Genomic DNA, 20,928 nt, shown 5'->3' with positions numbered 1-20,928 from the left:
CCCCATATGAGTGCGTGGTTTTTATGATTGTGAAGCGGGGATTCCGATTTGGCAAATATCCCGCAGCGGCCCGCGGCGGATTTGTCCGGTCCGGCCGCGCAACTTGCATGTTTTACCGTCTTTAAGCCGCAAAAGCCTGTTCAAAACGCGCTGTGAAATTGGCGCGGGAACAGGCTTTCCGCTATAAATCTTCAAGTGATTCTAGAAGAGATCGTGATCTGTTTTGACTGAGCAAACACCCCCCGGCGGCGGGAAGCTCCCGCCAGGCATCGAGCCCATCTCCATCATGGAGGAAATGCAGCGGTCGTATCTCGATTACGCCATGAGCGTCATCGTCAGCCGCGCGCTGCCCGACGTGCGCGACGGCCTCAAGCCCGTGCACCGGCGCATCCTCTACGGCATGTCCGAGCTCGGCATCGACTGGAACAAGAAATACGTCAAATGCGCCCGCGTCACCGGTGACGTGATGGGTAAATTCCATCCGCACGGCAATTCTGCGATCTATGATGCGCTCGCCCGCATGGCGCAGCCCTGGTCGCTGCGGCTGCCGTTGATCGACGGTCAGGGCAATTTCGGCTCGGTCGATGGTGATCCGCCGGCGGCCGAACGTTATACCGAATGCCGCCTCGAAAAGGCTGCCCACTCGCTGCTCGACGATCTCGACAAGGAAACCGTCGATTTCCGCGACAACTACGACGGCACTCTCTCCGAGCCGGTCGTGGTGCCCGCCAAGTTCCCGAACCTGCTCGTCAACGGCGCCGGCGGCATCGCCGTCGGCATGGCGACCAATATCCCGCCGCACAATCTCTCCGAAGTCATCGACGGCTGCATCGCGCTGATCGACGATCCGGCAATCGAGCTGCCGGAACTGATCCAGATCATTCCCGGCCCCGATTTCCCGACGGGTGCGAAGATCCTCGGCCGTGCCGGCATCCGCTCGGCTTATGAGACCGGCCGCGGCTCCGTCATCATGCGCGGCGTCGCTGCCATCGAGCCGATGCGCGGTGACCGTGAGCAGATCATCATCACCGAGATTCCCTACCAGGTGAACAAGGCGACGATGATCGAGAAGATGGCCGAGCTGGTGCGCGACAAGCGCATCGAGGGCATCTCCGACCTGCGCGATGAATCCGACCGCCAGGGTTATCGCGTCGTCGTCGAGCTGAAGCGCGATGCCAATGCCGAAGTCATCCTCAACCAGCTTTATCGTTATACGCCGCTGCAGACGTCCTTCGGCTGCAACATGGTGGCGCTGAACGGCGGCAAGCCCGAACAGCTGACCCTGCTCGACATGCTGCGCGCTTTCGTCTCGTTCCGCGAAGAAGTTGTTAGCCGGAGAACCAAATTCCTGCTGCGCAAGGCGCGTGATCGCGCCCACGTGTTGGTCGGTCTCGCCATTGCCGTCGCCAATATCGACGAGGTCATCCGCGTCATCCGCCAGGCGCCCGATCCGCAGTCGGCCCGCGAAGAGCTGATGACCCGCCGCTGGCCGGCGGCAGATGTCGAAAGCCTGATCCGTCTGATCGACGATCCGCGCCATCGCATCAATGACGACCTGACCTACAATCTGTCGGAAGAGCAGGCGCGCGCCATCCTCGAACTGCGCCTGGCCCGCCTGACGGCCCTTGGTCGCGACGAAATCGGCGATGAACTCAACAAGATCGGCGAGGAAATCAAGGACTACCTCGATATTCTCTCCTCACGCGTCCGCATCCAGACCATCGTCAAGGACGAACTTCTCGCCGTCCGGGACGAGTTCGGCACGCCGCGCCGCACCGAGATCGTCGATGGCGGCCTTGAAATGGACGACGAGGATCTGATCGCCCGCGAAGACATGGTCGTCACCGTCTCGCATCTCGGTTACATCAAGCGCGTGCCGCTCACCACTTATCGCGCCCAGCGCCGTGGCGGCAAAGGTCGCTCCGGCATGACCACCCGCGACGAAGATTTCGTTAGCCGGCTATTCGTCGTCAATACCCATACGCCGGTTCTGTTCTTCTCCTCGCGTGGCATCGTCTACAAGGAGAAGGTCTGGCGCCTGCCGATCGGTACGCCGACCTCGCGCGGCAAGGCGCTGATCAACATGCTGCCACTCGCACCCGGCGAGCGCATCACCACGATCCTGCCATTGCCCGAGGACGAGACGAGCTGGGACAATCTCGACGTCATGTTCTCGACGACGCGCGGCACGGTTCGCCGTAACAAGCTGTCGGACTTCGTCCAGGTCAACCGCAACGGCAAGATCGCCATGAAGCTCGAGGAGGAGGGCGACGAAATCCTTTCCGTCGAGACCTGCACCGAAGATGATGACGTGCTGCTCACGACGGCGCTCGGTCAGTGCATCCGCTTCTCCGTCGACGATGTCCGGGTCTTTGCCGGCCGCAACTCGATCGGCGTGCGCGGCATCACGCTTGCCGGCGGTGACCGGATCATCTCGATGACCATCGTGCGCCATGTCAATGCCGAACCTTGGGAGCGTGCTGCCTATCTGAAGCGCGCCGCCAACGACAGGCGCCTGACAACGGGCGAGGCCGAGGAGATCGCGTTGGTTGGCGAGGAAGTCACCGAGGAGGGACAGCTGAGCGACGAGCGTTACGAAGAGCTGAAGCAGCTGGAGCAGTTCGTCCTGACCGTCTCCGAAAAGGGCTTCGGCAAGCGTTCGTCCTCCTACGACTTCCGCATCTCCGGCCGCGGCGGCAAGGGTATCCGCGCCACCGATACGTCGAAAACAGGCGAGATCGGCGAACTGGTGGCGGCTTTCCCGGTCGATGACGGCGACCAGATCATGCTGGTCTCCGATGGCGGCCAGCTGATCCGCGTGCCGGTCGGCGGTATCCGCATCGCCAGCCGCGCCACCAAGGGCGTCACCATCTTCTCGACGGCCAAGGACGAAAAGGTCGTCTCGGTCGAACGCATCAGCGAGCCGGAGGAGGATGAGACGGAAGAGAACGTCGAGGTCGCCGAAGGTACTGCTGCTGCTATCGAGGAAGGTGCTGCCGACGAAGGTGGCGGCGACGAGGCGCCGATTGCCGATGGCGATCCGGCCGGGCCAGCCGAGGAATGATCAGATGAACGGGGCGGCTTCGAGCCGCCCTTTTCTTTTCAGACGCCCTTTTTCTCAAGTCCGAGGCGGATTGAGATCACGCCCAAAGAAAAAGCCGAACGCTGGGTGCATCCGGCTTTGAATAGCCCTGGCGACGGAAGGGTGCCGCTCAAGGGTGGGAAGAGGAGAGGAAGGAACGTCAGAACGCTCTATGTTTTTCGTTCAGAGCTTTCACCTCTTCGCCTTCGCGCCGGAGCGCTGAAATCGTCGAGGCCACAGACACGATGAACATGACGCTGATGAGGGCGGTGAGCACTGTCAAGATCGTGAACATAGGCATTCCTTTCCTGGGGAGTTGCGTTCTCGCCCCTCAGTACTGGCCCAGCACGGCCGTCCGGGCCGAAGCATAGGGACCATAAACCTTGGACGTATCGACCTTCTGATCATAGAGAGCGACAGTTGCGGTCAGCATGCCCGTGACCATTACCATCCAGAGCACGTTAATCATCGTAATCTTACCGGGCATCTTTAGTCCTTCCTGCCGCGCTAATCGCATCTATGGGGTCGGTTGAATGAACGCATCCGTTTGAAAATGGTTCCGCCGGATGTTGAGGGGTGTTTACCAATGGCGATCTGAAGCCTCCTTGAATGTCTCGTTCATCTGGCGTTCAGATTCGAAGTCCGTTTTCGCGCAGCCGGCCTTGGGCGCGTACGATCGCCGTATGTTCGGCAAGCTCTGGCCGCACCCAGCTCATCTCGTAACGATCGGCGAAATAACCATAGGCCATCTCGGCGGCGAGGGAGAAAACGACGGCAACTGCAACGAGCACGATCAGCATGGACCTGGTCTTTCGGGGAGCGCCGGATGCCGGAATGGCATCGGCTGCTTTGATGATCCGAGTTAAGCAGATCCTGTCTGAAACGGTCTTGAACGGGCCATTCATCCGCCGTTTAACCGCCCGACGCATAACGTCCTTTACGTGTCTGAAAAGACGCGCGGCGCTCTAGCCGGAGCTGGGTAAATCACTTGCGAGAAGGCGTCATCCGTGACAAAAGGCGTCAAACCAACGGCCGGACCACATGACGACAGCTTTCTATCCGGGGTCCTTCGACCCGATCACCAATGGGCATGTGGATGTTCTGGTCCAGGCGCTGAACGTTGCCGAAAAGGTGATCGTCGCGATCGGCATCCATCCCGGCAAGGCGCCGCTCTTCTCCTTCGAAGAGAGAGCCGAGTTGATCCGCCGTTCTCTGGCGCAAGCGCTGCCCGGCAAGGCCGGCGATATCACCGTCGTCGCCTTCGACAATCTGGTCGTCGATGCCGCTCGCACCCATGGCGCCACGCTGTTGATCCGCGGTCTTCGCGACGGTACCGATCTCGATTACGAAATGCAGATGGCCGGCATGAACCGGACGATGGCGCCCGATCTCCAGACGATCTTTTTGCCGGCGGGTACGGCCTCGCGGCCCATTACCGCCACATTGGTCCGCCAGATCGCCGCCATGGGCGGCGATGTCAGCGCTTTCGTGCCAGCCGCCGTCTTGCAAGCCCTCACATCCAAGCGCCCAAACTAGTAAGAACAAAGACTAGCAAGCGCAAAGACCAGGCGGACCCCGCCGCAATGGAGCTCATATGAAACTCTTCTATCTCGCATTTGCCGGCGTGTTGTACCTCGCTTCCTTCGCGGGGGATGCCTTCGCCCAGTCGTCCGATCATTATCTCACCGTCCAGCTGAAGAACGGCCCTGTCGTCATCCAGCTCATGCCTGAGGTGGCGCCGAAGCATGTCGCCCAGATCGAGGCGCTGGTAAAGAAGGGCGAATATGACAACGTCGCCTTCCACCGCGTCATTGACGGCTTCATGGCTCAGACCGGCGACGTCAAATACGGCAACATGGAAAAGGGCTTCGATGCGAGCCTTGCCGGCACCGGCTCTTCCGACCTGCCGGATATTCCGGCTGAATTCTCCAAGACCCCGTTCGTGCGCGGCACAGTCGGCATGGCTCGCTCGCAGGATCCGAATTCCGCCAATTCGCAGTTCTTCATCATGTTCGCCGACGGCTCCTTCCTGAACGGCCAGTACACCGTCGTCGGCAAGGTCGTCTCCGGCATGGAGAACGTCGACAAGATCAAGCGCGGCGAAGGCCAGAACGGCGAAGTCAAAAGCCCAGACCGGATGATCAAGGTCACCCTGGGCAAGAAGTAAGTTAAGAGAGAAAGCTAGAGGAAAAGATAATGGCCGAGATCAAGGATCCCGAAAACACCGTCATTCTGGAAACCACCAAGGGCAAGGTTGTCATTCAGCTTTTGCCGCAGGTCGCCCCGGAGCATGTCGCCCGCATCAAGGAACTCGCCCGCGAGAAGGCCTATGACGGCGTCGTCTTCCACCGCGTCATCCAGGATTTCATGGCCCAGACGGGCGACGTCGAATTCGGCAAGAAGGGCTCGGAAACCTTCAATCCCGGCCGCGCCGGCATGGGCGGCTCGTCGAAGCCGGATCTGAAGGCCGAATTCTCCGCCACCACGCATACGCGCGGCACCTGCTCGATGGCCCGTTCGCAGAACCCGAACTCGGCCAATTCGCAGTTCTTCATCTGCTTCACTGACGCGCCGTGGCTGAACAAGCAGTATTCTGTCTGGGGTCAGGTCATCGAAGGCATGGATAACGTCGACAAGATCAAGCGCGGCGAGCCGGTTTCCGATCCGGATTCGATCGTCTCCATGCGGGTTGCCGCCGACGTCTGATTGTGATTTCTGCTGAAACCCGCCCTTGCGTGTCAACCGCGCGGGGGCGGGTTTCGCTTTGCCTGAAAGTGCCCTGATGCGCGTAGACCTTTTCGATTTCGATCTGCCCGATGAACGCATTGCGTTACGGCCCGCCGAGCCACGCGACAGCGCGCGCCTGCTCGTCGTCGATCCGAATGCGGAAAGCCACCTGTCTGATTATCGCGTCGGCGATCTCACGTCCTTCCTGCAGGCTGGCGACGCGCTCGTTTTCAACGACACCAAGGTCATTCCCGCTCAGCTCGAGGGTATCCGCCATCGCGACGGCGCCGGTGGCCAGCAGGTGTCTGCCACGCTGCACATGCGCATCGGCCCCAACCGCTGGAAGGCCTTCGCCAAGCCGGGCAAGCGCATCAAACAGGGCGACCGCATCTCCTTCGGCCATTCCGGCGAAAGCTGCTTCCTCGGCTCGCTCGATGCCACCGTCGAGGAGAAGGGCGAGGCCGGCGAAGTGACGCTGCTGTTCGATCTCTCCGGCCCGGCGCTCGACGAGGCGATCGCCGCCGTCGGCCATATCCCGCTGCCGCCTTATATCGCCGCCAAGCGCCCCGAGGACGAGCGTGACCGCGCGGACTATCAGACGATCTATGCCCGCGAGGAGGGCGCCGTTGCTGCACCCACCGCCGGCCTGCACTTCACGCCTGGCCTGTTCGAGGCGCTTGATAGGGCCGGCATCGAACGCCATTTCGTCACGCTGCATGTCGGCGCCGGCACCTTCCTGCCCGTCAAGGCTGATGATACCGCCGATCACCGGATGCATCTGGAAAGCGGTACCGTCAGCGCTGCGACGGCTGCACGGCTGAACGCCGTCAAGGCGAACGGCGGGCGCATCGTCTGCGTCGGCACGACCTCGCTGCGTCTGATCGAAAGTGCAGCGGAAGAGAGCGGCGAAATCCGCGCCTGGAGTGGCGCCACCGGCATCTTCATCACGCCGGGCTACCGCTTCAAGGCCGTCGACATGCTGATGACCAATTTCCACCTGCCGCGCTCGACGCTCTTCATGCTGGTCTCGGCCTTTTCAGGCCTCGATACCATGCGCGCCGCCTATGACCACGCCATCCAGACGGGCTACCGCTTCTATTCCTATGGCGATGCCAGCCTTCTCTTCCGGAAAGACTAGATGACCGAGACCTTCCAATTCACCCTGAAGAAAACCGATGCCCGCGCCCGCCTCGGCCAGATTTCTATGCCGCGCGGCGAGATCCGCACGCCGGCCTTCATGCCGGTCGGCACTGTCGGCACTGTTAAGGCCATGTATCTCGACCAGGTGCGCGAGACCGGCGCCGACATCATTCTCGGCAATACCTATCACCTGATGCTGCGCCCGACGGCCGAGCGCGTCGCCCGCCTTGGCGGCCTGCATAAGCTCATTCGCTGGGAACATCCGATCCTGACGGACTCTGGCGGTTTCCAGGTCATGTCGCTGTCGGGCCTGCGCAAGCTCGACGAACAGGGCGTCACCTTCAAGTCGCATGTCGACGGCAGCCTGCATCACATGTCGCCAGAGCGCTCCATCGAAATTCAGGGGCTACTCGGCTCCGATATCCAGATGCAGCTCGACGAATGCGTGGCGCTGCCGGCCGAGCCGAAGGAGATCGAGCGCGCCATGGAAATGTCGCTGCGCTGGGCCGAGCGCTGCAGGGTCGCCTTCGGCGACCAGCCAGGGAAGGCGATGTTCGGCATCGTCCAGGGCGGCGATATCCCGGCACTGCGCATCCGTTCGGCCGAGGCGTTGAGCCAGCTCGATCTCAAGGGATATGCGATCGGCGGCCTTGCCGTCGGCGAGCCGCAGGACGTCATGCTGCAGATGCTGGAGACGACACTGCCGGTACTCCCCAGCGAAAAGCCGCGTTACCTCATGGGCGTCGGTACGCCTGACGATATCCTGAAATCGGTTGCGCGTGGCATCGACATGTTCGACTGCGTCATGCCGACCCGCTCCGGCCGTCATGGCCTGGCCTTCACCCGCCGCGGCAAGGTCAATATCCGCAATGCCCGCCATGCCGAAGATATGCGCCCGCTCGACGAACAGTCGAACTGCCCGGCCTCACGCGACTATTCGCGTGCCTATCTGCACCATCTCGTCCGCTCCAACGAAGCGCTCGGCGGCATGCTGCTCTCCTGGCACAATCTCGCTTATTACCAGGAACTGATGCAGGGCATCCGTAAAGCGATCGCCGAAAGCCGCTTCGCCGATTTCATGGCGGAAACACAGGAGGAATGGGCGAGGGGTGATCTCCAACCCGTTTAGATACCCTTGCTGTCCGCGTCCGGCACGATCTGCACGCCGTTGATCCTGTAGCTGCCGTCCGGCTGGCGCATGATCTGGTAGATCGCCGTCCAGTCCTTGCCGTCGCGGCCTGAGATCAGCACCTCGTGATAGATCAGCGCGCCGTCGTCGATCGAGCGGCTGCGCCCGAAGGCGTAGTTGCCGGGATGATAGACCGGCTCGTAGCTCTTCTTCACCATGGCGAAGAACAGGTTCTTGTCGGGATACATCGCCTTGATGCCGGGGGCGGCGAAGGAATAGGCGGTCTCGGCATCGTCCTTGAGGAAGGCCTTGATCTGTTCCTCGATCATCGTCCGCGTCGTTTCGATCGGATCTTCGGCGCGGGCCGATACGGGGGAGAGGGCGGATGCGGCACACAGGATGAGAACTGCGAAGAAGGCGCGCATGGATTGATCTCCGGCTCCGTCAGGGAAACGATCCCCCGACGGGCAGAAGTGTAGGCGATTTCTGGCGCAAGAAAAGCGGACTTTACGACCAGCGCCGGAAGAGGGCGCTGGCATTCACCCCGCCGAAGCCGAAACCGTTGGTTATCGCGTAGTCCATCGCCAGCGGCCGCGCTGTCTTGCCGACGATATCGATGCCGTCGGCGGCCGGATCCGCATGTTCCAGGTTGCGGGTCGGCGGCGCGATCTGGTCGCGCAGCGCAAGGATGGTGAAGATCGCTTCCAGCCCGCCGGCGGCGCCAAGCAGGTGGCCGGTCGCCGATTTCGTCGCGCTGACGGCAATGCCGCCATTGCGGCCGAACACCGTGCCGATCGCAGCGATCTCGCCCCTGTCACCGACCGGTGTCGAGGTCGCATGTGCGTTCAGATGCCTGACCTCCGAAGCCGGGATCTTCGCCTGCTTGAGTGCTGCCTCCATCGCCCGGCGGGCGCCGTTGCCGTCTTCGGGGCCTGAGGTCATGTGGTAGGCGTCCGCCGCCGTGCCGTAGCCGACGAGTTCAGCGAGCGGCGTCGCGCCGCGGGCAAGCGCATGCTCCAGTGTTTCGATGACCAGGATGCCGGCGCCTTCGCCCATGACGAAACCGTCGCGCGCCGTATCGAAGGGGCGTGATGCCAGCTCCGGCGTCTCGTTGAAACCGGTGGAAAGCGCACGCGCAGCGGCAAAGCCACCGAGGCTCACCTTGTCGATGCAGGCCTCGGCACCGCCGCAGATCGCCACATCCGCTTCGCCGGAGCGGATCAGCCGCGCCGCATCGCCGATCGCCTGGACGCTGGCCGCACACGCCGTCACCGGAGCGCCGAGCGGCCCCTTGAAGCCGTAGCGGATGCTGACCTGGCCGGCGGCAAGGTTGACGAGGAAGGACGGCACCGTAAAGGGCGACAGCCGCCGCACGCCGCGCGTTTCGCCGATCCGCACCGCTTCGGCGATCGCCGGAAAGCCGCCGACGCCCGACGCGATGATCGTTGCCGTGCGTTCACGCTCGCCTTCGTCGGTCGGCATCCAGCCGGCCTGCTTTACCGCTTCTTCCGTCGCCGCCATGGCGAAGTGGATGAAGCGGTCCATCTTCTTCTGGTCCTTCGGCGTGATGTAACGGTCCGGATCGAAGCCAGCCTCTGCATCCTCAGCGATGTCGGGAACGATACCACCTACCTTGGCCGAGAGGTCGCCGACGATATCCTCCGCCAGCACCCTCAGCCCGGAACCGCCGTCGAGAAGGCGCTTCCAGGCGGGCTCGACGCCGGTCCCGAGTGGCGAGACAAGTCCCATGCCGGTGACAACGATGCGATCCATTGTATTTTCCTCCGACAGCGCCACGCGTCTTTCAGACGCGCAAAGGACGCTGTAACTTTTTGAATTAATGCATCATTTCATCCGCAAATCGCTTCCGATTTTGAGGATGAAATGATGCATCAGGCGTCGATGCCGAGATACCAGGCGCGCATGCGGGCGATCCGCTCGTGCACTTCATCATCGGCGGCGGGGCCTGCAAGCAGGCTGGTGTTTTCGGGTGTCATTTGTTCGCCGGTCCGCGCATCGACCAGCATCGTCTCGCGCTCTCTGCCGGAAGCGGCATCGCTCAAGAGAAAGGCCAGGTCCTCTGCGGGGATGTGCCGGCTTCCCCAGGAAAACAGCGTCATCAGAACAGGAAAGAAATCACGGCCCTTGTCCGTCAGCAGATATTCGTAGCGGGCAGGGAGCTGATGGTAGAGCCGCCGTTCGAACACCCCCTTTTCCGTCAGATGTTTGAGCCGCCGCGTCAGGATGTTCGGCGCCACGCCGAGGCTTTTCTGGAATTCGTCGAAGCGCGAAAGCCCCTGGAAGGCGTCACGCAGGATCAGCATGCTCCACCAATCGCCGACGCTGTCGAGCGCGCGCGCCGCCGGGCATTTGAAATCGCTGAAGCTTGTTCGCTGCATGGCTGCTGTCATTATAGCAGTGACTATCATCATGCAAGTTACTATCTGGCGTCGCCCCCGAAAATGCGGGCGAGCAGAATGCCGGTGACGAGCATGCCGACCGCCACGAAGATCGTATCGCCCGGCGTGCCGATATAGAGCGGCCCGACATTGGCAAAGAGCAGGAAGGCGACGAGGAAATTCGCCCAGCCCCAGACGACATTGGCCGTCGGCGAGCCAAGCTTTGCCCCTTGCACGAATGGGATGCGGAACGGCCTGCCACTGACGCCGTTGACGAAATGTGGGACGCCGTTGGTCAGAAATGCCGCGGCGATGAGATGGGCGATATAGGCGATCCAGGGCAAAGGCTTCTCCTGAGCTGCACGAGTGGCGTCAACGGAGAATGTGGCCGGGATTTCGGCTCCGGCAAGAGGAGGAGGCGCGACTGCCCGTGACGCTGTAGGCCCGCCGCCTGAAAGGCGATGGGCCGACCGGGTCAGACAAGCAGGATGTCTTTGAAGTGAAGTGCTGCGGAATTATCGAGATCCGCGACGTGGATGGCCGTGCCTGCTGCGCTTCCATCTGCGTCAAAGGATAGAATGCCGCTCGCCTGATCGTAGATCAGCTTGTCATCAGCCTCCAGCGCTTTCGTTCCCAGCACGAAATTCTCATCCGAAAATCCGGATAGGCTGAGCGCGGCGAAAATCGAATGATCGAGCATCAGCTTGTCGCCCGCCGCGGAAGAAAAATCCCGGATCTTGTCGACGCTGACATTGTCGGGCTTCACATCGAAGACGAAGGTATCGCCTCCTCCGCCACCGGTGAGCGTGTCTGCACCGGCTTTCCCGAACAGCTTGTCATTGCCGAGGCCGCCGGTCAGCTGGTCGGCGCCTTTGCCGCCATTGATCGTGTTGCTTCCATCGTTGCCGGTCAAAACGTTGGCCGTGTTGTTGCCTGTCGCGCTGAGATTGGCGGTGCCGGTCAAGGCGAGATTTTCGATCGTTCCGGCTGTGTGCTTCTGGTCGGCCAGGTTGAACGAGGTCGAAGCCTTGACGGTGTCCTTGCCGGCCCCGCCTGTCTCATCGGCAAAATCGCCGGCATTGTCGACCACATAGGTATCGTTGCCGGCGCGCCCCGACATATGGTCCGCGCCGGTGCTTCCGTCGAGAATATTGTTGCCGGAATTACCGACGAGAGTGTTTGCCAGGCCATTTCCCGTGCCGTTCAGATTGGCCGTGCCGGTCAGCGTCAGGTTCTCGACGTTTCCGATCGTGTGCGTCGTATCCTTGAGGCTGAAGCTGATCGACGACATGACGGTATCCGTCCCGCCACCCCGGCTTTCGTCGACGATTTGCGCGGGGTTGCTCACGGTGAATATGTCGTTGCCGGTGCCGCCATAGATATGGTTGGTTGCCGGCGGCGTGCTGGCACTGCCGCCTCCGATGTCGATGATGAGGGGATGGTCGACGACGTCAAGCGTCAGGGACGAGACGTTGCTGAGGCTTTTGATCGCCGTCGTTCCGGTCAGAGGGTCGAAGACCTTCACGGAGCCGAAGGATGCGCCGAGATTGACCTTGACGCCTGTCGTCGCGGCCTGGATGGCCGTGTCGGTGGACTGGTTCCAGATATCGGGCTCGTTCCAGATGATGATCTGGTAGCTTCCGTCCGATTTCTCCGTCAGCAGGCTGCGGGCCGAGGACGGCATGCCGTCGATCGAATAATTGAGGGTCCCCGCGCTGAAACTTGCCTTCTGAGCGCCGTCGTCCGCAAGGATTTCCGTTAGATTATGGATCGCCGTCGCAGCCGGCTTGGCCGAATAGTCGAGATGAAAAAGGCCGAAATGCTTTTCCTGATTGGTGCCCTGAGGATCGGAATAGGCGTCCAGCAGCTCGTAGATGAATGTATTTTTCGATCCGAGTGCGGCGCCGTCCATCAGCGTGTTGAGAAGGAGCTTTGCCTGCGTCGCTTCACTGACGCCCTCCCAGCCGCCATTGGTGTCGGCAGTCAGCGAGGTGTGGTAACCGGTCTCGGTGATTGCCAGGGGCTTGCCCGGATCGGCAGCGCGCTGAACGCCGGCTTCTCGGGAAAGCCACGAGTACGGCTGGTCGCCATCCTTCGCATAGGTATGGATCGTCGTGTAGTCCGAGGCGGAAGCGACGGTATATCCGGTAAAGCCGAGCACCGGGATATTTTTCAACAAGGGATCGGCGTTGACGGCGGCTGAGAGGTCCTTCTGATAGGCGACCGCTGCTGCCTGCCCGCTCAGGCCGTGATAGCTGACCGGCCAGTTGTTGACTTCGTTCGGGCCTTCGATGCCGACGACCGACCCGGGATGGGCCTGCACGAAATCATGCAGCCGCTGGGCCACGGTGGCGGGGTCGACTTCCCGCTGGGCGCTGAAGACGAATTGCACGCCGGCCTCTGCCGCATCGCCGAGATGCGTTTGGCCGTTGGGATCGGAAGCGGAGTTGGGGGCGTGATCGCGAACCGTATCAAGGCCAAGATAATCGAGAGCCTTAACAACTTCTCCGACATTGGAATATTTTCCGTCGGTGTAGTCGATATGCGTATCAATTCCAAAGGAACGAATAATATCGTTTATTCTAACGGCTTGAGCCATAAGCTTTTCTCCCGGTTTACGAGGGAAGTGGCAATGGGAATGAATCCCCATTTGTTGGCGCCAATTCAATTTAATACACGAGGAGGGTCGTGCGGCGATGACTCGTTATCCATGATATATTGTTGCGAATGTGGCTCAATTCGGATTGTATTTATTATGTAATCTGCGCTTGCATTTTTTCGTTCGGCCGGCTGATCATGCGCGAGTGGGGCGGCCCATAGGCAGAGTCTGGCGAAATCCGACATGGTTTTGGAGGATGCGATGACCGTCAATGTTCAATTCCGGTTTCGCAGCGGCTTGCCATTACTGGCGTTCGACAATGTCCGTCTCCGCGGAAGTTGGGACGAGCAAGGTCACCCCTCGAATGATTGGACGTCTGTTCCTATGCAGCGCTCTCGTGACGAGGATGGCTATGATATCTTTGTCATCAGGGTTCCCTTTCCCGATGACGAGATCGGCACGCATTTTCGATGGGGGATCGAACTGGGTCGACCCGGCGCTTCAAGCCTGTGGGCGATCGCCGGCGAATTGGACGACGAGGCCTCGTCGCGTCGCGAACGCTCGTTCGATCTCCAGCAGGGGATCGGGCCGCAGACCTATTATCTGACATGGATCGGCCGCCTGGGAGCGAACCGGGTTGAAAAGCGCGACGCTGCCGATGGCATCCGCTTTTCGGTCTGGGCGCCGAACGCCCAGGATGTCTTGCTGGTCCTGGCCGATCCGGCCATCGGCTATATCGCCGATGACGGCACCGGGGCGGTCGCAACCATCAAAATGCGAAGAACCGTCGACGGATTCTGGATCGCCGAAACCGGCGACGATGATGGCCTTTTAGATTTCGACAGCATGGTCGGCACGCCGTACATGTACCGCGTTACCAAGGATGATGGATCGCTCGCCTACCGCACCGATATCTGGTCCCTCATGCAGATTGGCGCCGGAGACTTCGATCCCGATGGAGCAACCTATCACGGATCGCCGGCGGCATTGGACGGACCGCAAAGCTGTTCGGTCGTCTGCGACCCGAAGCGGGTGGTGCTCCCGTCCGGGCAGGAGCTTGCCGCCGAGGCCTTCTGGGCTGACGAATTCATTGCTGGCCGAAAGCTTCCCGATCGGCTCGAGGATCTGGTGATCTATGAACTGCACGTCGGCGCCCTCGGTTTCGGCAAGGCCGCGCCCGGCACGCTTGATGATGCCATCGCCTTCGTCGAGCATCTCTCAGCGCTCGGCGTCAACGCCGTGGAATTGCTGCCGATTGCGGAATTCGAGACCCGGGCCAACTGGGGCTACGGCACCTCGCATTTCTTTGCCGCCGACCAGGGTGCTGGCGGCACCGACCGCCTGAAGATGTTCGTCAAGGTCTGCCACCAGCGCGGCATCGCCGTCATCCTCGATGTTTGTTACAATCACTTCGATCCGGATGGCGAGCGGGCGCAATGGGCCTATGATTCCAACGATCACACCCGCAATATCTACTATTGGTAGGAGGGAAATCCCGGCGACTACGCCGATCCCAGAGGCGGCTACATCGACAACATCTCCACGGGGTGGGCGCCTCGCTTCGATGAGGAAGCCGTCCGCCAGCTTTTCATCTCGAGCGCTGCATTCCTCGTCTCCGTCTGCCATATCGATGGTTTCCGGCTCGATCAGCCGAGTTCGATCCATCAATATCCGGTCCTGCATGCCGACGGCCGGCGCGCCGATCGGGCTGCCGCCTTCGGCGCCAAATTCCTGAAGCAGTGGACCCGCACGATGCGGCTGATCAAGCCACAGCTTTTCCTGACGGCCGAAGACTATTCGGATTGGTCGGCGATGACGGAACCAAGCCTGACCGGCGACGGACTCGGCTTCGATGCGACCTGGTACGGCGATTTTCATCACAACCTCGTCGAATATCACGGCGGCGCACAGGCGCAGCTGTTGAAGAATGCCGGTTTCGGAGACAAGCGGGCTTTGACCATGTCGTCTTTTGCCGGCGCATTGCAGACGAGCGCGCGATCCAAGGTGGTCTACAACCAGTCGCATGACGATTGCGGCAATCGTGAAGGATCGGCACGAACGGCGGTTATTGCGGTCAACTTCGCGCCTGTTGTCGGCGAGACCCGGGCATGGGCGGAGGCGAGATCGAGGTTCGCAGCGGCGATGACGCTGCTGTCACCTGGGACGCCGATGTTTTTCATGGGCGAGGAAATCGGCGCCCAGAAGCCCTATCGCTACAATGATTTCCTCGAGAACCGGGAGAATATTCTCGGCGAATCGGATGGTGACGGGGCAGGGATGATCAGCTGTTATCGCGATCTGATTGCGCTCAGCATCCACCAGGACGCCATTCGCTCGCGCAATATCGCCATTCCCCTGGTTCACGACGAAAATCGGGTGATCGCGTTTCATCGATGGGACGACGGCGAGGATTTCCTTGTCGTGGGGTCGCTGAACGACGCTCCCTTCGAACACGGCTACCGGCTGCACAGCGAACGTCTGGGGGATGATCTCTGGGAGGAGATCTTCAATACCGATGCTCACAAATATGGCGGCTGGAACGTCGGCAACGGCGGCGGAAGAATTAGAGCGACAGCAGGAGTGCTCGATGCCGTGCTGCCGGCATCAGGCGTTCTGGTCTTTCGCAGGCTGTGACGCGCCACGCCCGGAACGGTCAGACGAAGCCGAGCGGCAGATTTTCGACTTTCCTGTCATTGCCGTAATCGCGCTCATGCGGCGAGCGACGACGGCTGTCGCCGCGAGCGGACAGATCGATCCGGTTTTCGGCGAAGATCCCGTCGGGCCAGGTGCCGGTGTCATGGCAATCGGCATCGAGCTTGGGGGCAAGAATTTTCAGGATCATCCGGGTTCCTCCACGGCGCACCATCAACACTCGAAAAGGCCGTCTGGTTCCGTTTATAAACCCCGAATTATTAATAAATTAACCATAAAGCTTAAGGGCAAGGGTATCGCCTTATCGATCCCGTCATCCTCGCAAGGGCTGACATTAGTGGACGATTGATGACGAGGACATCGATGCCAGCATCCCCTCGGTCGCCCGGATCAGCCGCGCTGTACGCGCCATCACCTCGGTTCCGGCCTCCGTCTCGGCAATCGCGGTTGCCATTCCGTCCAGTCCGTCCGCCACCTGGATCAGTTTCGGTAGCATATCGGCGCGTCCGACCGCCTCAGTCGATCTCGCGAGCTTACGCAGTGCCTCCGAATAGCTCGATATCAAAGCGAGTTTCTGGTCTGCTGGAATATTGGAGAACGAGCGTTTCTCCGAAGGCGATAGCGGCGATTTCGGCATGGATGCGACCTGTTGAACTGCCTGTGAACTCGCATAAGCGTTTTTTGTTCCGAGCTGGCCCATTTGCTCGGTGACCCATCGCCTTGCGCGGAAATGGCGTTGCCGTGGAACTCCGGACCTGGATGGCCGTTGAGTGCATGAACACAGGAGGTTTCCATGCAGCTGATCGATACGCGAGTGACACAGGCCGGCGACATCTTCACCGTCGAATTCCTGGGCGAGGGAGGAGAATCGATTTCCGTCAAAATCGACAGCTCCCACGGCGAGCTGGACAATACGACGGCGGTCGACCGCGCCAAGGTCATGATGGTTCAGATGACCGCATTTGCCGGCGCGGAAGCAGACGGCAGCATCAATCGCTACGATGCCTTGAGCAACGGCAATTTCGACGAAGGCAGTAAGGGCTTGATCGGTCCGCTCGGCCGGCGACAAGCAAACGCTGGAAGAGGAACTCGATGAGGGCCTTGAGGACAGCTTTCCTGCAAGCGACCCGGTCTCGGCAACGGTGTCGTCCATTCCCGCCAACGCACCACGGCATTGATTTCGCCGCGATCTCAATTCCAGATGCAGGCGAAGGCTGCCCCGGTTCCCGCGGGCAGCCTTCTTCTTGCATGACAGATTGATGTCAAAACTGAAAAACAGCTGAAAACTTCAGCTGTGTGATTGACATGGGAGCCTTCTAGAGAGGGCACGAGAAGGGGCGCGGGTGACGCGCTGCCGACGTCTCGGAGACGCGCCCATGAAAATCATTCAGATCACCGACACCCACTTCAGCCCAGACAAGCCGCATTTCAACGGTAACTGGGCGCCGCTTCTGACCTGGATCGAAGAGACCGGCGCAGACCTGATCGTCCATACCGGCGATCTCACCGTCGACGGCGCCGACAAGGACGCGGATATCACCTTCTCGATGGATCTGATGCGCCAGGTATCGATCCCAATGCTGATCGTGCCCGGCAATCATGATGTCGGCCACCTCAAGGGATCGGACCAGCCCGTCAATGCCGAGCGGCTGTCCCGCTGGCGCAGCCTTGCCGGCGACGACCGCTGGCTGGAGGATGCGGCCGGCTGGCGGTTCATCGGATTGAACTCGCTGCTTCTCGGTCATGAGGATGACGAGGAGGAGGCTCAGTTCGAATGGCTCCATCAGGCGCTCTCCGACAGGGCAGGGCGGCGCGTGGCGCTGTTCGCGCACAAGCCGCTCTTCGTCGATGCCCCCGACGAAGGCGATACTGGATATTGGAGCGTTCGCCCGGCTCAGCGCCGGCGGCTCTATGATCTGATCGCGGCTCATGACGTGGCGCTGTTTGCGAGCGGCCATCTTCACTGGGCCTGGCAGGGGCGCTTTGACAATACCCAGCTGACATGGGGTCCGTCGGCCGCCTTCATCATCGACAAGATGGAGCGCGAGATGCCGGGCGAACGCCTGATCGGCGCAGTCGTCCACGAATTCGATACGACAGTCGAAAGCATGATCGTTGCCGTTCCCGGCATGACCGCATATGTGCTCGACGATGTCGTGCACGAGGTCTATCCCCAGGCGGTGAAGCAGCGGGAGCCCGTCGAATGAGCGCGCTCTCGCTTCGCGGCATCACCAAGGCTTTCGGCGGCAACCAGATCCTCGATGGCGTCAGCCTGGATGTCGCCGCCGGCGAATTCATCGCGCTGGTCGGCCCTTCCGGCTGCGGCAAGAGCACGCTGCTGCGCGTCCTTGCCGGCCTCGATCATGCCGACCGCGGCGAGATCCTGATCGGCGGGCAGGACATGTCTGGCGTTCAGGCCGCCGACCGCAACATCGCCATGGTCTTTCAGTCCTACGCGCTCTATCCGCATTTGACTGCCTCTGAGAATATCGCCGTGCCATTAGCGATGCGCCGGCTGTCGAGGATGCAGCGGCTGCCCTTCATCGGGTCGTTGAATCCGGGCCAGCGCGCCACCCGCAGGGCGATCGCCCGCGACGTCAGGGATATGGCTACGTCGCTGAAGATCGATCACCTGCTCGACCGCAAGCCCGGCCAGATGTCGGGAGGCCAGCGCCAGCGCGTGGCGCTTGCCCGCGCCATGGTGCGCCAGCCGAGCATCTTCCTGATGGACGAACCGCTCTCCAATCTCGACGCCAATCTGCGCGTCCACGCCCGCGGCGAGATCGTTGACCTGCATCGCCGCGCCGGCGTGCCGACGCTCTATGTCACCCACGACCAGGCGGAAGCGCTGTCGATGGCCGACCGGGTCGCTGTGATGATGGGCGGAAAGTTGCTGCAGATTGCCAGCCCCGAGGTGATCTATGACGATCCCGCCCATATCGAGGTCGCCCGCTTCATCGGCCAGCCGCGCATCAATCTGCTGCCGGCCTTTGCCGAAGGCGGCGTCATTCTCTGCGGCGGCCTGCGCCTGACGCTCGAAAATGCACCTGACAGAAAGATGCCGGTCACGATCGCCATTCGCCCCGAATTCGTCTTTCTTTCCAAGAGCCGGCATGACGGCCTTGCCGCCCGGACCGAACGCGTCGAATTCCTGGGCTCCGAAGTCATCCTCCATTGCCGGCTCGAAGCGATCGGCGAGACTATCGTCGCCAAAGTTCAACCGGCCGAAGCCTCCGGCCTTGTGGCCGGAGATCCGGTCGGGCTGCGGCTTTCGCCCGGCCGGACGCTGATCTTTGCCGAGGACGGCAGCCGGCTGGCCGGCGGCGTTGCAATGGGTGATGCCGGGCTCGCCAAGAGCGATGCCGGGCTTGCTGCAAGCGATGCCGGGCTTGCTGCAAGCGATGCCGGGCTCGCCGATAGCGATGCTCAGCGGGAGAGGGCGCATGGCTAGCATCGTCTCCATGGCCGTGCCGCAGGATGCCGCCGTTGCGCATCGGCGCAGCGAGGCCCGCATCGCCTGGATGCTGGTGATGCCGGCGATGGTTCTGCTGTTCCTCTTCGTGCTTTTGCCGGTTGTATCAGTCATCGTGCTCGGCTTCACCGATTTCGAACTCGGCTACGGCAAGTTCCGTTTCGTCGGCTTCGAGAATTACGCGCATCTGATCACCGACCGCACGTTTCGCAAGTCGCTGTGGAATACGACGGTGTACACGGCGATCGTCGCACCCGTCTCGATCCTTCTCGGCCTCGGCATCGCCATGCTGATCGAGAGCGAGACGAAGGCGCGCAGCTTTTTCCGCACTGCCTATTTCCTGCCGGTCGCCTCGCTGATCGTCGCCATGGCGACCGTCTGGCAATATATGTTCCACCCCACAATCGGCCCGCTCAACGCGCTGCTGGCCCTCGTCGGCCTTCCCGGCCCGAACTGGCTCGGCAGCTCCGGCACGGTGCTTTACAGCCTCTCGATCATCGGCGTCTGGCAATCGGCCGGCTTCAACATGGTGCTGTTCCTCGCCGGACTGACGGCGATCCCGCGCGAGCTTTACGCGGCGGCCGAAGTGGATGGGGCCAGATCCTCCCTCGACCGCTTCTTGCTCGTGACCTGGCCAATGCTCGGGCCGACGACGCTCTTCGTCATCACCATCAGCATCACCAATTCAGTCAAGGTCTTCGAGACTGTGAAGACGCTGACCGAGGGTGGCCCGAACAAGGCGTCGGAAGTGCTGCTCTTCACGATCTACCAGGAAGGCTTCGTCTATCTGCGCGTCGGTTATGCCTCGGCGATGACGGTGGTCTTTCTGTTGATCCTGGTGGTGCTGATGTTCCTGCAGTACCGCGTTCTCGATCACCGGGTGCATTACACATGATGACGAGCGCTCTTTCCCTCGGCAGGATCATCCGGCTGACACTGCTTTCCCTCGGCGCAATGATCTTCCTGTCGCCCTACGTCTTCATGATCTCGACTGCAGGCAAGGCCCAAAGCGACATCTTCACCTCGTCGCTGTCGCTGATCCCGGCGCACCTGACCTATGTCGAGAATTTCACCAAGGCCTTGAGCCGGGTGCCGATGGCGCAGCTCTTGTGGAACGGTGTCGTCGTCTGCGGGCTGATCTTCTTCTTCCAGGTGCTGGTGGCGATCCCTTGCGCCTACGCCATGGCGAAGCTGCGCTTCGGCGCTGCCCGCGCCATGATGGTGCTTGTCATGCTCGGTCTGCTGGTGCCGATTCATGCGACCGCGCTGCCGCTTTATGTCGCCTTCGACCGCGCCGCGCTGCTCAACAGCTATGCCGCCCTTGTCGCGCCCTTCACCATTTCGGTCTTCGCGATCTTCATGTTCCTGCAGTTCTTCCGCGCCATGCCTGATGACCTCATCCATGCCGCGCGTCTCGATGGCATGTCGGAACTCGGCATTGTCGCCCGCGTCATCGTGCCGAATGCCTGGCCGGCGGTCACCGCCTTCGCCATCTTTTCGGTCGTCGCCCATTGGAACGATCTCTACTGGCCGCTGATCGTCATCAGCAAGCAGGATTACGCCACGCCGCCGCTGGGCCTGATGTATTTCCGCGCCGCCGAGGCCGGCGACGACTACGGCGCGCTGATGGCGGCGACCCTCATCATTACCCTTCCCCTCGTCATCGCCTTCCTGCTTGCGCAGAAGCGCTTCGTCGAGGGCATCACCATGACCGGTCTCAAAGGCTGA

General features: G+C 61.3%; 20 protein-coding genes and 2 pseudogenes. 12 read left to right on the top strand and 10 right to left on the bottom strand.

Going from position 1 to position 20,928, the window contains the following annotated elements; translation table 11 throughout:
- Nucleotides 1–223 precede the first annotated feature (223 nt).
- Nucleotides 224–3,064 carry a DNA gyrase subunit A gene (gyrA, locus tag AC1D2N_RS22975; RefSeq protein WP_130652383.1) on the top strand — a complete coding sequence of 947 codons (2,841 nt, stop codon included), beginning with the start codon at nucleotides 224–226 and terminating at the stop codon, nucleotides 3,062–3,064.
- A gap of 178 nt (nucleotides 3,065–3,242) precedes the next feature.
- Here gyrA and AC1D2N_RS22970 read toward each other — a convergent pair whose 3' ends face one another.
- The 3 genes from AC1D2N_RS22970 to AC1D2N_RS22960 form a co-directional block, all read right to left on the bottom strand.
- Nucleotides 3,243–3,377 (bottom strand): hypothetical protein, encoded by a 135-nt coding sequence (locus AC1D2N_RS22970; protein WP_018445350.1) that lies wholly within the window; start codon nucleotides 3,375–3,377, stop codon nucleotides 3,243–3,245.
- A gap of 36 nt (nucleotides 3,378–3,413) precedes the next feature.
- On the bottom strand, nucleotides 3,414–3,569 hold the full coding sequence (locus AC1D2N_RS22965; protein ID WP_003539654.1) for a hypothetical protein: 156 nt from the start codon (nucleotides 3,567–3,569) through the stop codon (nucleotides 3,414–3,416).
- 142 nt (nucleotides 3,570–3,711) lie between these two features.
- Nucleotides 3,712–3,987, bottom strand: coding sequence for a hypothetical protein (locus AC1D2N_RS22960; RefSeq protein WP_047621835.1), 276 nt, complete (start codon nucleotides 3,985–3,987; stop codon nucleotides 3,712–3,714).
- 136 nt (nucleotides 3,988–4,123) lie between these two features.
- Here AC1D2N_RS22960 and coaD point away from each other — a divergent pair, with 136 nt between their 5' ends.
- The 5 genes from coaD (at nucleotide 4,124) to tgt (ending at nucleotide 8,078) form a co-directional block, all read left to right on the top strand.
- Nucleotides 4,124–4,618, top strand: coding sequence for a pantetheine-phosphate adenylyltransferase (gene coaD / locus AC1D2N_RS22955; RefSeq protein WP_130652384.1), 495 nt, complete (start codon nucleotides 4,124–4,126; stop codon nucleotides 4,616–4,618).
- Between the two features lie 58 nt (nucleotides 4,619–4,676).
- Nucleotides 4,677–5,249 (top strand): peptidylprolyl isomerase, encoded by a 573-nt coding sequence (locus tag AC1D2N_RS22950; protein ID WP_130652385.1) that lies wholly within the window; start codon nucleotides 4,677–4,679, stop codon nucleotides 5,247–5,249.
- A gap of 29 nt (nucleotides 5,250–5,278) precedes the next feature.
- The gene (locus AC1D2N_RS22945) at nucleotides 5,279–5,788 is read left to right on the top strand and encodes a peptidylprolyl isomerase (protein ID WP_003559389.1); all 510 of its coding nucleotides are present in this window, start codon (nucleotides 5,279–5,281) and stop codon (nucleotides 5,786–5,788) included.
- 76 nt (nucleotides 5,789–5,864) lie between these two features.
- Entirely contained in the window at nucleotides 5,865–6,947 is a 1,083-nt protein-coding gene (queA, locus tag AC1D2N_RS22940) for a tRNA preQ1(34) S-adenosylmethionine ribosyltransferase-isomerase QueA (protein WP_130652386.1), read from the top strand.
- A complete protein-coding gene (gene tgt / locus AC1D2N_RS22935) occupies nucleotides 6,948–8,078 on the top strand; it encodes a tRNA guanosine(34) transglycosylase Tgt (RefSeq protein ID WP_130652387.1) in 1,131 nt (376 codons plus the stop codon).
- On the opposite strand, the gene AC1D2N_RS22930 is transcribed toward tgt, so the two are convergent.
- The 5 genes from AC1D2N_RS22930 to AC1D2N_RS22910 form a co-directional block, all read right to left on the bottom strand.
- Nucleotides 8,075–8,503, bottom strand: a complete 429-nt coding sequence (locus AC1D2N_RS22930) for a DUF4864 domain-containing protein (protein WP_130652388.1) — start codon at nucleotides 8,501–8,503, stop codon at nucleotides 8,075–8,077. The genes tgt and AC1D2N_RS22930 overlap by 4 nt on opposite strands.
- Nucleotides 8,504–8,585: 82 nt before the next feature.
- Nucleotides 8,586–9,851 carry a beta-ketoacyl-ACP synthase II gene (gene fabF / locus AC1D2N_RS22925; protein WP_130652389.1) on the bottom strand — a complete coding sequence of 422 codons (1,266 nt, stop codon included), beginning with the start codon at nucleotides 9,849–9,851 and terminating at the stop codon, nucleotides 8,586–8,588.
- Nucleotides 9,852–9,970: 119 nt separating this feature from the next.
- A complete protein-coding gene (locus AC1D2N_RS22920) occupies nucleotides 9,971–10,477 on the bottom strand; it encodes a winged helix-turn-helix transcriptional regulator (RefSeq protein WP_130652390.1) in 507 nt (168 codons plus the stop codon).
- Nucleotides 10,478–10,518: 41 nt separating this feature from the next.
- A complete protein-coding gene (locus AC1D2N_RS22915; RefSeq protein ID WP_130652391.1) occupies nucleotides 10,519–10,821 on the bottom strand; it encodes a hypothetical protein in 303 nt (100 codons plus the stop codon).
- A 131-nt stretch (nucleotides 10,822–10,952) separates the two neighbouring features.
- On the bottom strand, nucleotides 10,953–13,076 hold the full coding sequence (locus tag AC1D2N_RS22910) for a calcium-binding protein (RefSeq protein ID WP_130652392.1): 2,124 nt from the start codon (nucleotides 13,074–13,076) through the stop codon (nucleotides 10,953–10,955).
- Nucleotides 13,077–13,337: 261 nt separating this feature from the next.
- On the opposite strand from AC1D2N_RS22910, the pseudogene AC1D2N_RS22905 reads away from it, so the two are divergent.
- Nucleotides 13,338–15,710, top strand: a pseudogene (locus AC1D2N_RS22905) (alpha-amylase family glycosyl hydrolase).
- Between the two features lie 19 nt (nucleotides 15,711–15,729).
- Here the strand turns inward: AC1D2N_RS22905 and AC1D2N_RS22900 are convergent.
- Nucleotides 15,730–15,918 carry a hypothetical protein gene (locus tag AC1D2N_RS22900; RefSeq protein ID WP_130652393.1) on the bottom strand — a complete coding sequence of 63 codons (189 nt, stop codon included), beginning with the start codon at nucleotides 15,916–15,918 and terminating at the stop codon, nucleotides 15,730–15,732.
- A 144-nt stretch (nucleotides 15,919–16,062) separates the two neighbouring features.
- On the bottom strand, nucleotides 16,063–16,365 hold the full coding sequence (locus AC1D2N_RS22895; RefSeq protein WP_193442466.1) for a hypothetical protein: 303 nt from the start codon (nucleotides 16,363–16,365) through the stop codon (nucleotides 16,063–16,065).
- A 156-nt stretch (nucleotides 16,366–16,521) separates the two neighbouring features.
- On the opposite strand from AC1D2N_RS22895, the pseudogene AC1D2N_RS22890 reads away from it, so the two are divergent.
- The 5 genes and pseudogenes from AC1D2N_RS22890 to AC1D2N_RS22870 all read left to right on the top strand — a co-directional run bounded on the left by AC1D2N_RS22890 (nucleotide 16,522) and on the right by AC1D2N_RS22870 (nucleotide 20,928).
- Nucleotides 16,522–16,906: pseudogene (locus AC1D2N_RS22890) on the top strand (hypothetical protein).
- Between the two features lie 198 nt (nucleotides 16,907–17,104).
- Nucleotides 17,105–17,935, top strand: coding sequence for a metallophosphoesterase family protein (locus tag AC1D2N_RS22885; protein WP_130652396.1), 831 nt, complete (start codon nucleotides 17,105–17,107; stop codon nucleotides 17,933–17,935).
- The gene (locus AC1D2N_RS22880) at nucleotides 17,932–19,179 is read left to right on the top strand and encodes an ABC transporter ATP-binding protein (RefSeq protein WP_130652397.1); all 1,248 of its coding nucleotides are present in this window, start codon (nucleotides 17,932–17,934) and stop codon (nucleotides 19,177–19,179) included. The genes AC1D2N_RS22885 and AC1D2N_RS22880 overlap by 4 nt, the downstream gene beginning before the upstream one ends.
- Complete coding sequence (locus AC1D2N_RS22875; RefSeq protein WP_130652398.1) at nucleotides 19,172–20,095, top strand: carbohydrate ABC transporter permease; 924 nt, start codon at nucleotides 19,172–19,174, stop codon at nucleotides 20,093–20,095. Before AC1D2N_RS22880 ends, AC1D2N_RS22875 begins: the two co-directional genes overlap by 8 nt.
- Nucleotides 20,092–20,928: a carbohydrate ABC transporter permease gene (locus AC1D2N_RS22870; RefSeq protein WP_130652399.1), complete on the top strand. Its 837-nt coding sequence runs from the start codon at nucleotides 20,092–20,094 to the stop codon at nucleotides 20,926–20,928. Before AC1D2N_RS22875 ends, AC1D2N_RS22870 begins: the two co-directional genes overlap by 4 nt.

This window comes from Rhizobium sp. P1_B8, assembly GCF_056406515.1.
Note: the sequence above shows the minus strand (reverse complement) of the source record. Positions and strands in the feature narration are given on the sequence as shown.